This is a genomic window from Streptomyces yunnanensis (assembly GCF_029011865.1).
GTDB classification, from domain to species: domain Bacteria; phylum Actinomycetota; class Actinomycetes; order Streptomycetales; family Streptomycetaceae; genus Streptomyces; species Streptomyces yunnanensis.
The window spans coordinates 6345861-6360156 of record NZ_CP095749.1; the positions used below are offsets into that span (position 1 = coordinate 6345861).

The 14296-nt window shown below is 71.0% G+C and carries 13 protein-coding genes and 1 pseudogene; 3 read left to right on the top strand and 11 right to left on the bottom strand.

The genetic code is table 11. The annotated features are described in order from the left end of the window. The first annotated feature begins 12 nt into the window (after positions 1 to 12). Entirely contained in the window at positions 13 to 951 is a 939-nt protein-coding gene (era, locus tag MOV08_RS27650; RefSeq protein ID WP_039641660.1) for a GTPase Era, read from the top strand. Between the two features lie 331 nt (positions 952 to 1282). Here era and MOV08_RS27655 read toward each other — a convergent pair. The 3 genes and pseudogenes from MOV08_RS27655 to MOV08_RS27665 all read right to left on the bottom strand — a co-directional run bounded on the left by MOV08_RS27655 (position 1283) and on the right by MOV08_RS27665 (position 4332). Then, positions 1283 to 2817: pseudogene (locus MOV08_RS27655) on the bottom strand (glycoside hydrolase family 1 protein). Positions 2818 to 2918: 101 nt separating this feature from the next. After that, positions 2919 to 3185, bottom strand: a complete 267-nt coding sequence (locus MOV08_RS27660; protein ID WP_275309283.1) for a protealysin inhibitor emfourin — start codon at positions 3183 to 3185, stop codon at positions 2919 to 2921. Between the two features lie 67 nt (positions 3186 to 3252). Beyond that, positions 3253 to 4332 (bottom strand): M4 family metallopeptidase, encoded by a 1080-nt coding sequence (locus MOV08_RS27665; protein ID WP_275309285.1) that lies wholly within the window; start codon positions 4330 to 4332, stop codon positions 3253 to 3255. Between the two features lie 304 nt (positions 4333 to 4636). Here MOV08_RS27665 and leuA point away from each other — a divergent pair, with 304 nt between their 5' ends. Both leuA and MOV08_RS27675 read left to right on the top strand, forming a co-directional pair. Further along, complete coding sequence (gene leuA / locus MOV08_RS27670; protein WP_039636533.1) at positions 4637 to 6394, top strand: 2-isopropylmalate synthase; 1758 nt, start codon at positions 4637 to 4639, stop codon at positions 6392 to 6394. A 271-nt stretch (positions 6395 to 6665) separates the two neighbouring features. Beyond that, positions 6666 to 7385, top strand: coding sequence for a TerB family tellurite resistance protein (locus MOV08_RS27675; protein ID WP_039636535.1), 720 nt, complete (start codon positions 6666 to 6668; stop codon positions 7383 to 7385). A 153-nt stretch (positions 7386 to 7538) separates the two neighbouring features. Here the strand turns inward: MOV08_RS27675 and MOV08_RS27680 are convergent, their stop codons facing one another. From MOV08_RS27680 to MOV08_RS27715, 8 genes are all read right to left on the bottom strand, one after another. Then, positions 7539 to 8765 carry a cytochrome P450 family protein gene (locus tag MOV08_RS27680; protein ID WP_275309286.1) on the bottom strand — a complete coding sequence of 409 codons (1227 nt, stop codon included), beginning with the start codon at positions 8763 to 8765 and terminating at the stop codon, positions 7539 to 7541. Beyond that, on the bottom strand, positions 8687 to 10105 hold the full coding sequence (locus MOV08_RS27685; protein WP_275309287.1) for a cytochrome P450: 1419 nt from the start codon (positions 10103 to 10105) through the stop codon (positions 8687 to 8689). Before MOV08_RS27685 ends, MOV08_RS27680 begins: the two co-directional genes overlap by 79 nt. Then, positions 10102 to 10680, bottom strand: coding sequence for a GTP-binding protein (locus MOV08_RS27690; protein ID WP_078875905.1), 579 nt, complete (start codon positions 10678 to 10680; stop codon positions 10102 to 10104). The genes MOV08_RS27685 and MOV08_RS27690 overlap by 4 nt, the downstream gene beginning before the upstream one ends. A gap of 22 nt (positions 10681 to 10702) precedes the next feature. Beyond that, positions 10703 to 11065, bottom strand: a complete 363-nt coding sequence (locus tag MOV08_RS27695; protein ID WP_039636542.1) for a DUF742 domain-containing protein — start codon at positions 11063 to 11065, stop codon at positions 10703 to 10705. Then, the gene (locus MOV08_RS27700) at positions 11062 to 11490 is read right to left on the bottom strand and encodes a roadblock/LC7 domain-containing protein (RefSeq protein WP_039636544.1); all 429 of its coding nucleotides are present in this window, start codon (positions 11488 to 11490) and stop codon (positions 11062 to 11064) included. The genes MOV08_RS27695 and MOV08_RS27700 overlap by 4 nt, the downstream gene beginning before the upstream one ends. After that, the gene (locus MOV08_RS27705) at positions 11487 to 12980 is read right to left on the bottom strand and encodes an ATP-binding protein (protein ID WP_275309288.1); all 1494 of its coding nucleotides are present in this window, start codon (positions 12978 to 12980) and stop codon (positions 11487 to 11489) included. Before MOV08_RS27705 ends, MOV08_RS27700 begins: the two co-directional genes overlap by 4 nt. Before the next feature lie 254 nt (positions 12981 to 13234). After that, complete coding sequence (locus tag MOV08_RS27710) at positions 13235 to 13447, bottom strand: DUF397 domain-containing protein (protein ID WP_039636549.1); 213 nt, start codon at positions 13445 to 13447, stop codon at positions 13235 to 13237. Next, positions 13429 to 14262 (bottom strand): helix-turn-helix domain-containing protein, encoded by an 834-nt coding sequence (locus tag MOV08_RS27715; protein ID WP_039636551.1) that lies wholly within the window; start codon positions 14260 to 14262, stop codon positions 13429 to 13431. The genes MOV08_RS27710 and MOV08_RS27715 overlap by 19 nt, the downstream gene beginning before the upstream one ends. Positions 14263 to 14296 lie beyond the last annotated feature (34 nt).

Below are 14296 nucleotides of genomic sequence, written 5' to 3' on the forward strand. Positions count from 1 at the left end.
AGAATGGGCGTCATGAGTGTTCGTACAGACTCCACCGCACCGCACCGTGCGGGCTTCGCCTGCTTCGTCGGCCGCCCCAACGCGGGCAAGTCCACCCTGACGAACGCTCTGGTCGGAACGAAGGTGGCGATCACCTCCAACCGCCCCCAGACCACCCGCCACACCGTCCGCGGCATCGTGCACCGCCCCGACGCCCAGCTGGTCCTGGTCGACACCCCGGGCCTGCACAAGCCGCGCACCCTCCTCGGCGAGCGGCTCAACGACGTCGTCCGCACCACCTGGTCCGAGGTCGACGTGATCGGCTTCTGCCTCCCCGCCGACCAGAAGATCGGCCCCGGCGACCGCTACATCGCCGGTGAACTGGCCGACATCAAGAAGACCCCCAAGGTGGCCATCGTCACCAAGACCGACCTGGTCGACTCCAAGGCGCTGGCCGCCCAGCTGATCGCCATCGACCAGCTCGGCAAGGAACTGGGCATCGAGTGGGCCGAGATCATCCCGGTCTCCGCGGTGGGCGACAACCAAGTGTCGCTGCTCGCCGACCTCCTCGTCCCGCTGCTCCCCGAGGGCCCCGCCCTCTACCCCGAGGGCGACCTCACCGACGAGCCCGAGCAGGTCATGGTCGCCGAGCTGATCCGCGAGGCCGCGCTGGAGGGCGTCCGCGACGAGCTGCCGCACTCCATCGCCGTCGTGGTCGAGGAGATGCTCCCCCGCGAGGACCGGCCCGCCGACAAGCCGCTGCTGGACATCCACGCCAACGTCTACATCGAGCGCCCCAGCCAGAAGGGCATCATCATCGGCCCCAAGGGCAAGCGCCTGAAGGAGGTCGGCACCAAGTCCCGCAAGCACATCGAGGCCCTCCTGGGCACGCCGGTCTTCCTCGACCTGCACGTCAAGGTCGCGAAGGACTGGCAGCGCGACCCCAAGCAGCTGCGAAAGCTGGGTTTTTAGGCTTCCCACGTTGTCGGCTGCCGCCGCCGTAGGGGTTCGCCGCCGTTTTTGCGCCTGCGGCGCGGGGCCGCCTGGCGGCGGGTTGTTTCGTCCGCTGCGGGGCCGCCTGACGGCGGGTTGTTTCGTCCGCTGCGCGGAGTTGTTGTCCGCTGCGCGGGGCCGGTCCGCTGCGCGGGGCTGTTGGGTGCGGTGACGGGCCTGCGGGGGTGGTGTGCAGGACTGCTGCGCTTTACGTCCTGCACACCACCCCCTCCGACCCGCCACCTCCCGTTGTGGGTGGGAAAGACAGGCACGCGACTGCCGATGCCGGTGGTCCTCTGACGGTCACCACTCAGCAGCGAACCCGCAGGGACCCACCGGCGCGCACCCTCACCTCCCGTTTTCCATGACCATCCACGGGAGGGGACGGGTCTGTGGGGTGGGGGATGTGCGGACGTAAAGCGCAGCAGTCCGCACATCCCCCACCCCACAGACCCGGCACCGCGGCCGACCCGCCCCGCGCAGCGGACAGGCGCCGCAGGCGCAAAAACGGCGGCGAACCCCTACGGCGGGGAAGCCGGCTACGTGGGAAGCCAACCAACCGCAGCGACCAGACGAAGTAGCCGCGGACGTCGGCGCCGGCGTCCAGGGCCGTCCGCAGGGCCCGTAGGTGGGCGTCCAGGAAAGCGATCCGTTCGGGGTCGTCGATGCCGTCGTAGGCGCAGCCGTTCTCCGTGATCATCAGTGGCGGGAGGGCGGTGCCGTACCGCTGGTGGAAGGTCAGCAGCAGTTCGGTGAGTGCCTCGGGGACGACGGGCCAGCCGAAGCCGGTCCGTGGTCGGCCCTCGATCTCCCGTGGGGCGAACGGCAGGCCGGCGGGCAGCCGGATGCCGGAGAAGTCCGAGGCCGTGGCGCCGTCGTCCGCCTCCGGTGCCCCGATCCTGGTCGGCTGGTAGTAGTTGATGCCGTACCAGTCCAGTGGCTCGGAGATGGTCTTGAGGTCGCCGGCGACCGGGCCGGGGAGCAGCGCGGCGATGCCCTCGTCGGGGTAGCGGCCCAGCAGGATCGGTTCGGCGAAGAGCCGGTTGAGCAGCAGGTCGTAGAAGTCGGCGGCTTCGGTGTCGGCGGGGGAGTTCGACGCCGGCCAGGTCGGGCCGTGCGAGTTGGCGATCCCGATGCCGGTGGCGCCGCGGGCGCGCAGTGCCTGGACGGCCAGGCCGTGACCGAGCAGCTGGTGGTGGGCGGCGGGCAGGGCGTCGAAGAGCAGGCGCCGGCCGGGTGCGTGCTGGCCCAGGCCGTAGCCCAGCAGGGTCAGTTCGGCGGGTTCGTTGAGGGTGATCCAGTGCGGTACCCGGTCGCCGAGCCGGGCCGCCACCGTGTCCGCGTACGCCGCGAAGTGTTCGGCGGTCTCCCGGACGAGCCAGCCGCCGGCCGCCTCCAGGGGCTGTGGGGTGTCCCAGTGGAACAGCGTCGGCACGGGTGCGATCCCGGCTTCCAGCAGCGCGTCCACCAGCCGGTCGTAGAAGTCCAGCCCGGCGCCGTTGACCGCCCCGCGGCCCTCGGGCACCACCCGGGCCAGGCCACCGAGAACCGGTACGCGCCGACGCCCAGTTCCTTGAGCAGGGCCACGTCCTCGCGGTACCGGTGGTAGTGGTCGGTCGTCACCCGGGGGGTCGAGCCGTCCTTGATCCGCCCGGCCTCGGCCGCGAACGCGTCCCAGGCGGAGGGCCCGCGCCCGTCCTCGTCCACCGCGCCTTCGATCTGGGCGGCGGAGGTGGACACGCCCCACAGGAAGTCGTGGGGGAAGCGGGGGAGGGGGGAGGGACGGTCGGACGACGGCGTGGAATCAGGGGCGGAGGGGCGCGCGGATCCGGGCTCCGGTGTCATGCCCCGGGATACTGGTAACCGTCGGTAATGGTGTCAAGGGGCGTGCAACTCGCCCGGTGCGGAACGGTGTTGGGGGTGGGGAGGGTGGGCCCCCGCCCCGCCTACGCCCCCTCTTTCAGTACGCGGGTGATCAGTTCGCGTTGGTCGTCGGTGAGCTGGGGGTCGGTGCAGTAGGCGGTCCGGTCGTCGACGGTGAGGGTGTAGCGGAAGCCGTCGGGGACGCCGGTGGGCGGGGCGGCGTGGGCGGCGGCCATGGCGCGGTCGGCGAGGGTGTGCCAGTCGACGGCGTCGGCGCGGTCGGCGGTGTCGATCTCGGCGTGGCGCTCGATGCCGGCGAAGCCGCCGGTGCGGCGGATGTGGATGCGCATGGGGGGCTTCTACCCGAAGGGGAGGGAATAGTCGCGCCGGCGACCGTTCCCTCCCCGGGGCGGCGGGCTACTTGCCGACCACGCCCACCTGGGACCACGCCTTGACCACGGCCTCGTGCTCGGCGCCGGACGCGCCGTAGCGGGTCTGGGCGGCCTGCACGGTGAGGTTGGCGAAGTCGGCGAACTGGGCGTTCTTGGCCAGGTGGCCGCCGGTCAGGACGTCGTACCAGATCTGGCCCGCGCGCTCCCACGCCTTGCCGCCCAGCGCGCTGGCGACGATGTAGAAGGCGTGGTTGGGGATGCCGGAGTTCAGGTGGACGCCGCCGTTGTCGTCGGTGGTCTGGACGTAGCCGGCCATCGTGGCGGGCTGCGGGTCCTTGCCGAGCTGCGGGTCGTCGTAGGCGGTGCCGGGAGCCTTCATCGAGCGCAGCGCCTGGCCGTGCACGCCCGGGGCGAGCAGGTCCGCGCCGATCAGCCAGTCGGCCTGGTCGGCGGTCTGGTTCAGCGCGTACTGCTTGATCAGGGAGCCGAAGACGTCGGAGATGGATTCGTTCAGGGCGCCGGACTGGGCCTGGTAGTCGAGGTTGGCGGTGTACTGGGTGACGCCGTGGGTCAGCTCGTGGCCGATGACGTCGACGGGGATGGTGAAGTCCTTGAAGAGCCGGCCGTCGCCGTCGCCGAAGACCATGCGCTGGCCGTCCCAGAAGGCGTTGTCGTACTTCTCGCCGTAGTGGACGGTGGCGTCCAGCGGGAGGCCGGCGCCGTCGATGGACTTGCGGCCGTAGACCTTCAGGTAGAGCTCGAAGGTGGCGCCGAGGCCGGCGTGCGCACGGTTGACGGAGGCGTCCTTGGAGGGGCCGTCGGACTCGGAGTGGACCTTGGTGCCGGGCAGGTTCTGCTGGTGGCCGGCGTCGTAGACGGTGCGGTTGGGCTTGTCGGCGGCGGCCCGGGCCTCCTGCGGGGCGCGGGCCTGGGCGGCGAGGCCGGTGCGGCGGGTGCGGTGGAGGGCGTCGTGCTCCAGGGTGCGGCGGGCGGGCTCGTGCCAGGCGGGGTCGTCGGACTCGGCGAGCCTGCCGAGGATGTGCGGCGGCACGATCGTGCAGAAGACCGGCGTCGTGGGGGCTGGTGTGGTGCGCGTCTGGGTCACGGATTCCTTCATAGGGAAACGGTGGCACTGCGTAATGCGTCTGTCACTGGCAGCGGCCGAAGTTCCCGAAAACGTGTGGTTGGTCGCAATTTCGGCGCTACGTCCGGGCGATCCCGCATACTGATACGCGACTGCGGATCTTGCGCGCCTCCGCTAACGTACTGTGCATCATGCGTTTCGGGCTGCTTCTTCTTAGCTGCCGCGGCGAGGGCCTGTAGTCGTAGGCCGACCCCCTCCCCGCGGGATCTGGTGCTGCGTTCGACCGTCGGCCGTCATACGGATCTCCCCGAGGAGCCCTACGCACATGTCGCAGCCAGTCGGCCGCCCCACCCCGATCACCAACGCCACCCACGCGCAAGCCCCCTCCGGCATGCCGATCCGCAAGTACCGCCCGTTCGAGGCCGTGCAGCTGCCGGGTCGCGCCTGGCCGGAGAAGCGGATCACCAAGGCCCCCCGTTGGCTCTCCACCGACCTGCGCGACGGCAACCAGGCCCTGATCGACCCCATGTCGCCGGCCCGCAAGCGGGAGATGTTCGACCTGCTGGTCCGCATGGGCTACAAGGAGATCGAGGTAGGTTTCCCGTCCTCCGGTGAGACGGACTTCGCGTTCGTCCGGTCGATCATCGAAGAGGGCGCGATCCCCGACGACGTGACGATCTCCGTGCTGACGCAGGCGCGGGAGGAGCTGATCGAGCGGACCGTGGAGTCGCTGCGCGGCGCCCCCCGGGCCACCGTCCACCTCTACAACGCCACCGCCCCCACCTTCCGCCGGGTCGTCTTCCGCGGCTCCAAGGAGCAGGTCAAGCAGATCGCGGTGGACGGCACCCGGCTGGTGGTGGAGTACGCCGAGAAGCTGCTGGGCGACGAGACGATCTTCGGCTACCAGTACTCGCCGGAGATCTTCACCGACACCGAGCTGGACTTCGCCCTGGAGGTCTGCGAGGGCGTGATGGACATCTGGCAGCCCGAGGAGGGCCGCGAGATCATCCTCAACCTGCCGGCCACCGTGGAGCGTTCGACGCCCAGCACGCACGCCGACCGCTTCGAGTGGATGTCGCGGAACCTGTCGCGCCGCGAGTTCGTCTGCCTGTCCACCCATCCGCACAACGACCGCGGGACGGCCGTCGCCGCCGCCGAGCTGGCCGTCATGGCCGGCGCCGACCGCGTCGAGGGCTGCCTGTTCGGGCAGGGCGAGCGCACCGGCAACGTCGACCTGGTGACGCTGGGCATGAACCTCTTCTCCCAGGGCGTCGACCCGCAGATCGACTTCTCGCAGATCGACGAGATCCGCCGCACCAGCGAGTACTGCAACCAGATGGAGGTCCACCCGCGCCACCCCTACGCGGGCGACCTGGTCTACACCGCCTTCTCCGGCTCCCACCAGGACGCCATCAAGAAGGGCTTCGACGCGATGGAGGCCGACGCGGTCGCCAAGGGCGTCACCGTCGACGACATCGAGTGGGCCGTCCCGTATCTGCCGATCGACCCGAAGGACGTGGGCCGCTCCTACGAGGCGGTCATCCGCGTCAACTCCCAGTCCGGCAAGGGCGGTATCGCCTACGTCCTGAAGAACGACCACAAGCTGGACCTGCCGCGCCGGATGCAGATCGAGTTCTCCCGGATCATCCAGGAGAAGACCGACGCCGAGGGCGGCGAGGTCACCCCGGCCGCCATCTGGTCGGTCTTCCAGGACGAGTACCTGCCCAACCCGCGGAACCCGTGGGGCCGCGTCCAGGTCAGGGCCGGGCAGACCACCACCGACAAGGACGGCGTGGACACCCTCACCGTCGAGGCCGAGGTGGACGGCGTCGAGACCGTCCTGGTGGGCTCCGGCAACGGCCCGATCTCCGCGTTCTTCCACGCGCTGCAGGGCCTGGGCATCGACGCCCGCCTGCTGGACTACCAGGAGCACACCATGAGCGAGGGCGCCTCCGCGCAGGCCGCCTCGTACATCGAGTGCGCCATCGACGGCAAGGTGCTGTGGGGCATCGGCATCGACGCCAACACCACCCGCGCCTCCCTCAAGGCCGTGGTCTCCGCCGTCAACCGCGCGGCGCGCTGACCCCCCTCGCGTCACCTCGCGCACGGCCCCGCCGCTCCGCACCCCGGAGCGGCGGGGCCGTCCCGCGTCCGCCCTGCGGGCGTTCCGCGTCCCGTACACACTCCGTACGCATCCCCGCCTGTATTCCGGCCAGCGGAGCGCCCGTTGTCCGATACGAGGTGCTGACGACGCATCACTGATGTGGCTAACATCACGTAACGAAAGGCGAAGTGGCCGATGGGGGCGCCTCCCATGTCCTCAAGGCTGTGGGGAATGACGGAGGGCTGACGTGATGCGCAACGTATGTGTGGTGGGGGTGCGCACATCGTGGCGGACCGTCGCCGACGGCGAGTTCTTCTGTCCCGACTGCGGCGGCGACCGCAACTACCTCCGCCGCACCGGCCGGCGCCGCCTCACCGTCCTCGGCATTCCCGTCCTCGCCCGCGGCGACGCCGGGCCGATCCTCGAATGCTCCGCCTGCCAGGGCCACTTCGGGCTGGACGCGCTCGATCACCCCACCACCGTCCGGTTCTCCGCGATGCTCCGGGACGCCGTCCACACCCTGACCCTGGCCCTGCTGGCGGCCGGTGGCACGGCCTCCCGCGCGGTCCGCGACACCGCGGTCACCGCCGTCCGCGCGGCCGGCTCCGCCGACTGCACCGAGGACCACCTGCTCACCCTGCTCGCCGCGCTGGCCGCCGACACCGGCCGGATGACCGGCACGTACCAGGCCGCCACCGGCGGCCACTGCGGACACCGGGGCCTCGACCCGTGCGGCACCGCGCTGGCCATAGAGCTCCACGAGGCGCTGGAGCCGCTGGCGCCGCACCTCGCCCCCGCCGGGCGGGAGTCGCTGCTCCTCCAGGGCGCCCGGATCGCCCTCGCCGACGGCCCCTGCACCCCCGCCGAACGCGAGGTGCTCAGCACCGCCGGCGCCGCCCTGACGCTCCGCCCGGAGGACATCGGCCGCCTGCTGGCCGCGGCGGCCCGCTCGCCGCGCTACCGCGGCTAGGGCGCCAGAAGCGTCCTAGGCCGGACACGGCCCAGGACGCAGGAAGAGACCCCGGCCCACGGCGCCCCGCCCCCAGGCGTCGTCCGGCACGAGGACGGCCCCGCCGCCGGACGCAACCGGTGGCGGGGCCGCATGCTGCCGGGGCCGCCCGGCTCAGGCCGTCAGTCGCACCGGCAGGCTCGCCAGCCCGCCCGCGATGAATCCGCCGGCCGGCGCCAACTCCTCGGCCGGCACGGCCAGATGGATGTCCGGGAACCGTTCGAAGAGCGCCGGCAGCGCGGTCCGTGCCTCCAGTCGGGCCAGCGGCGCGCCGATGCAGTGGTGCACCCCGTGCCCGAACGCCAGGTGCTCCTGGGCCGCCCGCCGGACGTCGAACGCGGCGGCGTCCGCGCCGTGTTGCTCGGGGTCCCGACCCGCCGCCGCGTACATCGGCAGCAGCGCCTCGCCCTTGCGGATCACCTCGCCGTGCGGCAGCTCGACGTCCTCGACGGTGAACCGCAGCGGCAGGCTGGCGATGCTCGGCGACCAGCGCAGCGTCTCCTCGATCACGTCGTTCCACGACGCGCCGCCCGCCCGCACCAGCTTCAGCTGCTCGGGGTGGGTCAGCAGCGCGAACACCGCGTTCCCCAGCAGGTCCACGGTGGTCTCGTGGCCGGCGCCGATGACCAGCAGCAGGGTGTCCAGCAGCTCCCGCTCGGTCATCCCCTGGCCCTCGTCGTCCCGGGCCGCGACCAGCAGGCTGGTCAGGTCGTCCGCGGGCTCCGCGCGCTTGGCCGCGACCAGCGAACCGAGCAGCTCGGCAACCGCCAGCTGGGTCGCCGCCGCCTGCTCCGGGGTGGCCGTGGTGTCCATGATCTCGGCGACGACGCGGGCCAGTTCGCTCCGCGGCGCACCCTCCGGGTAGCCGAACAGCTCGCAGATTACCTGCATGGGGAGCGGGTGGTTGAAGGACTCCCGCAGGTCGATGACCTCGCCGGCGGGGCGCGCCGCCAGCCCGTCCAGTAAGTCGCGGGTGATCTGCTCCACCCGCGGCACCATCGCGTCCGTGCGGCGCGCGGTGAACGCCGGGGCGATCAGCTTCCGCAGCCGCCGGTGGTCGGGGCCGTAGGCGGTGAACATGTTCGTCACGCCGATCCACGACTGGAGCCAGCTGCCGCGGATCTCCGGACGCTGCCACTCCGGCCAGTGGTCCCGCGGGTTCTTGGAGATCCGGTCGTCGGTGAGCAGCTGTTTCAGCAGGGCGTGACCGGTCACGCCCCATGCCCGGATGCCGCCGGGCAGCTCGATCCGGGCCGCGGGGCCTAGTGCGCGGAGGCGGGCTGCTTCGCCGTGGACGTCGGTTCCGGCGGGGTCGATGACGAAGGGCCGCTGGTCTGCCATGGCGTGGCTCCTGCCTGGTCCGGGGTGATGGGGGTGAAGCGGGCCGGGAGGGCGGCCAGGGCCCGGTGGAAGGCCCCGTTGCGCCACTCCAACTCACTTGGGTGGACGGCGAGTTCGATGTCCGAGAGCCAGGCGGTGAGCCGCTCGATCGCGGTGATGGCGATCAGCAGCGCGTGCCGCTTCACCGGACAGGCGTGCGGCCCCGCCGCCCACGCCAGGTGTGATCCGCTGCCCGACCCCGGGCCTTGGGCGCCCGTGGTGTCGAACTGGCTGTTGGCCGCCGCGTACGACACCATCACCAGCTGCCCGGCGCGCACCCAGGTGCCGTGGAAGAAGACGTCCCGGACCGGGAAGTGCGCGGAGTAGTTGGCCATCGGCGGGTCGTTCCACAGCACCTCGTGGATGGCGTCGTGGACGGTCAGTGCCCCGCCGGAGACGGTGTTGTAGTAGCGGTCGTCCGACAGCATGCGGGAGAGGGCGTTGCCGATGAGGTTGGCCAGCGGCTCGTTGCCCGCCCCCATCACGAGGATGATGTTGTGGATCAGTTCCTCGTCGCCCAGCTCGTTGGGATGGTCCATCATCCACGAGGTGAGGTCCGGCCCGCGCTGTGCCTTCTTCGCGCCGACCAGCTCCATGATGTACTGCGTGTACGCCTCGTTGGCGGCCTGCGCCTCCTCCGGCGAGTTGCCCTCCAGCATTCCCGCGATGGCCGCGATCAGCCGGTCGCTGTACGAATCGGGCAGCCCGAAGAGGGAGTTGAACATCAGCAGCGGGATCAGCCGCGCGTAGTCCGCGATCAGATCCGCCTCGCCGCGGTCGCCGAACCGCCGGATCAGGGTGTCCGCCGCGTCGTGCACCCGGGCCCGCAGCTCGTGCGGCTCGACGAGCTTGAAGCTGTCGACGATGACGTCGCGGTAGCGCACGTGCGCCGGCCCGTCGCTGTAGAAGACGTTCGGCCGCCAGTGCAGCATCGGCATGACCGGCGTGTCCGGCGGGACGGTCTGCATCCAGGCCCGGGAGTCCTTGGACCAGGTGGTGTCGTCGTTCAGCAGCTCCAGCGCCGCCCGGTAGTCCGTCACCAGCAGCGCGGGCACCTCGGGCGCGATCTCCACCGGGGCCACCGCCCCGTACTGCCGCAGATGCGCGTAGATCCGCTGCGGGTCGGCGGCGAACTCCGGCCCGTACAGCCTCACCGGCGCGTACGCGTCCGGTTGCGCCGGGGCCTGCGGCATCCCGTGCGCCGGACAGCCCGGCGGCGGAGCGGCGGCCTGCGGCGGCGGAACGGCCTGTCCGGGGCAGGACGGCGGCTGGGCGGCGCCCGGCTCGTACGGGGAAGTCACGGGTTCGGGTTCTCCTCGGGCGTGTGGTCCAGGACGTGTCGGACCAGCGCGATCAGTGCGTCGACGGACTGCGCCCGGTCCCGGGCGTCGCACAGCACCAACGGGGTGTCCGGGTGCAGGTCGAGCGCCTCGCGCATCTTCTCCACGTCGTACTGCGGGGCGTCGGGGAAGGTGTTGACCGCGACCGCGTAGCGCAGCCCGGCCTCCTCCACGATGTCCATCACCTCGAACGAGTCCGCCAGCCGACGGGTGTCCGCGAGGACCAGGGCGCCCAGCGCACCGCGGGCGATGTCCTGCCACAGCGGGCGGAACCGCTTCTGCCCGGGCGTGCCGAACAGGTACAGCACCAGGTCCCCGGGCAGCGTCAGCCGCCCGAAGTCGATGGCGACGGTGGTGGTGGTCTTGTCCCGCACGCCGGCGAGGTCGTCGACCATCGCGCCGCTCTGCGTCATCACCTCTTCGGTGTGCAGCGGCGGGGTTTCCGAGAGCGCGCGGATGAGCGTGGTCTTGCCGACTCCGAACGGGCCGGCGATCAGCAGCTTCACCAGCGTCTGGTTCTCGCCGCGGAGGTACATGTTGCCGGTCCCGGCGCCGGGGCTAGGACTTGAGAGAGCGGAGTCCATCGAGAACCCTCTCCAGGATCTGCCGGTCGAATCGCTCGGCTTCGGGTATGGGGACTCGGGCGTGCAGGCGCCCGGCATCGACGAGGTCGGCCACCAGCACCTTCACCACGCTCACCGGCAGGTGAAGGTGGGCGGCCACCTCGGCCAGAGTCAGCGCCCCGGGCTGGAGCAGCTCCAGGATCCGGTGCTCTTCGGGGCGCACCTCGCTGGTGATCGGCATGTCCACGCTGATCAGCACGGTCAGCCGGTCCAACGTGTTGCGGCTCGGTTGGGCGCGTCCGCCGGTCGCCAGATAGGCCGGTACGAGGCGCCGTCCGCTGCTCTGGCGCGGCGTCATGCTTGGCTGCCGAGGTCCCGAGCCGGGCTGTTCATGACCTTCTTGCCCAGGGTCGTCACCTGGATCTGCATGTGGTGCGCGACGACGCCCATGTTCACCTCCGGGTCGGCGAAAACGGCCAGGCAGGTGTTCTCACCCGCCGGAATCGCGAAAACGAAACCTTCGTCGGACTCGATCACGGTCTGCCGCAGCCGCGCGTCGTCCTGCTCGGTGAACGCCGCGGTGACCGCGCGCCCCGCGCCCTGGAGCGCCGACATCATCGCCGCGACGCCCTCCGCGGCCTCCCGCGACAGGCCCGGCGAGGCACCCTCGATGAAGCCGTCGCCGGAGATGACGGCGGCGTGGACGACATGCGGCAGCTCCAACAGGGGAGCCAGCACCCAGGACTTGTCCTCGGTGACACGGCGACGGGTGGGGCTGTTCATGACTGGGCGTTCCCTTCGGGACTGCGCGGGGGTTCTGTATGGGCTGCGGCCCGCCCGGACTCGGTGCCTCGCTGGAGCGCCGCCCAGCGGGACCCCGTCTCCTCCGGGGAGCGCAGGTTGATCGTGTCGGGGTGGGACTCGGGCTGCGGCTCGGACTGCGGCCGACGACGGCGCCGGCGCGGCAACTCACCCTCGGCCGGCGCCTGGTACTGGTGCGACTGCTGCGGCTCCGGTGCGGCGGCCGGCGGCGCCGACTGCGCGGGCGCCGCGTAGGGCTCGGCCGGCGCGGGGTGCGGCGCCGGCATGGCCGCCGCGGGGGTGGTCGGGGCGCTCGCCCCGGTCGGCATCGTGGACGGCACCGCCGCCCGGTCCCGCGGCCCGCCGGGGGCCCGGTGCGGCATCGGCGCCATCACCGAGATCGGCCGCGCGCCCGCGTCGAGGACGGTCAGCAGCGGATCGCCCGGGATGTAGACCACGGCCCGCACCCCGCCGTACGGCGACGGCTCCACGTGCACCCCGAATCCGTACTGCCGCACCAACTGGCCGGCGGCGGCGAAGCCCGACCGGGGCGGGTCGCCGAGCTGCGTCAGCAGCAGGCTGTCGCCGCCCGCCAGCAGCTCCATCGCGTGCTTGATCTCGTCGTCGTGCATGCCGACGCCGTAGTCGTCGATGATCACCGACGCGCCGCGGCTGCCCTGCTGGAGCGTGACGGAGACCGGCAGCTCCCGGTGCGAGTGGTGCAGCGCGTTCGCCAGCAGCTCGGTGACGGTGATCGCGATGGGCTCGACGGCCCGCGCCACCACCGCGACCGGGTCCCGCAGCTGGTTGCTGACCTGCACCCGCTCGTAGCCGCGCAGCCGCGACGTGGCGCCCACCACCAGCTCTGCGAGGTAGGAGTCCTCGCGGGTCAGGCCCGGCCAGGCACCGCACACGACGCCGGTGGCCTGGACGCGCCGCAGCGCCTGCTCGTTGAGGAAGTCCGCGTCGAGCAGGTCCTGCGCGATCTGCGGGTCGTCGTACGTGTGCTGCATCGTCTGCAACGAGGTCTGCACCTGGTACAGCAGCGCCTGGATCGTGGTGGTCGCGCCGCGCAGCGTGGACTGCGCCGCCGCGTCGACCCGGGTGCGCTCCTTGGTGATCGCCTCGCCGACCTGCGTCAGCACGGCCTCCAGCGCCTCGTCGGTCCCCGACCCGCCGAATCGTTTGTCCAGCAGACCGCGCACCGGTACGTGCGGATGGGCCAGCGCCAGGGTCAGGTCGGGCAGCCGGGCCTCGGCCAGGTGCCGGATCTCGGCCTCGGTGGCCCGCAGCCTCGCCGACAGCTCCGTGTTGCTGTGGAGCGTGGCGCTGTTGTGTTCCTCGGCGGCGGCCAGGCGCGCTCTGAGACCGGCCCGCTCCTTGCGTACGCGGACCAGGAGCGCCGCCAGCACCACGGCGGCGGCCGTACCTGCGCTGAGGCACCACAACAGCGCCTGCGGTATGGATGTCATCGAGATCCTCGTTTGGGACGGACGGGGATGTCTCGGCCGCCACGGCTGCCGTGCCGCCGAACATCACCGGATGCTACCTGCCGCCTGACACGCCGTAAGGGTCCTTGACGTGCGTGGACGGAGAAGTGTGGAAGGTCGCATTCAGTCGTCGATGACCGGTCGGTAACGTGATGCGGCCCCGACATCCGGACGGATGGCGGGGCCTTGTGGAGATGATGTGGCGAAGACGCGGATAGCGCGCGGATGAGGCGCTCTCAGATTGGCTTGTACTGGCCGCTCTTCACGGCATCCACGAATGTCGACCACCCGCCGGCCGGAAAGACCAGCGCCGGGCCGTGCGGGTTTTTGCTGTCACGGACGGGGACGAGGCCGGGGAGGTCGTCGGAGACCTCGACGCAGCTGCCGCCGTGGCCGTCGCTGTAGCTGCTCTTGTACCACTGAGCAGCGCTCAGGTCGTACTCGCGCATTGTCTGTATTCCTCCGCTGCCGATTCGATCAGGGCCAGCGATTCCTTCGGTGCGAGCGCGGCGGCCCTGAGCAAATCGTACTCTCCAGCCACACGCTTCACAGTGGCTGGATCGTCCAGCAGAGTTCCCGAACGCACGCCTTCTGTATAGGCCGTTGGCGGGGCATCCTCGAATTCCATGAGCGTCACCATCCGGCCCATGAAGGGGCACGGCCCGGCTGCGAAGGGAACGACCTGGAGCAGGATCTTCCGCTCGCGCATCAGGCGTGCGATGTGCTCCAGCTGCTCCGCCATGACGGCCGGACCGCCCACCGGCATCCGGAGCACCGCTTCGTGAAGGATGGGCCAGTACCCGTCCGCAGGTCCTTCTTTGAGGATCTTCGCCCGCTCAAGTCGGCCCTGGACCTTCTCCTCGATGAACTCGTCCGGCGCGAACGGGTTGGCCGCGACGGTGATGGCGCGGGCGTACGCCCCTGTCTGCAACAGCCCCGGCATCACCATCGACTCGAAGTCGCAGATCCTCGTGGCCAGCGGCTCCAGCTCCACCACCTTCGCGAAGTAGTCCGCGTACCGCTGGTCGTCGATGAGCTTGCGCCATGTCCGCTCGAAAAAACCGTCGGTTTGTAGGATCTGGTCGAGGCGGATCGCGACGTCCAACTGCGGGCGGCGGATGGCTTGCTCGAACTGACCGATATATCCGCCTGAGACGAACACCTTCTCTCCCAGCATCTCCTGGGTTAAGGCGGCGTTCTCCCGGTGTCGCTTGAGTTCTGTTCCCCAATACTCCCAGAGCACTTGGCGTGAGGCGTTGGCCATCGTCTACTTCCTTTCCCTGCCCGGCAGTTGCAGT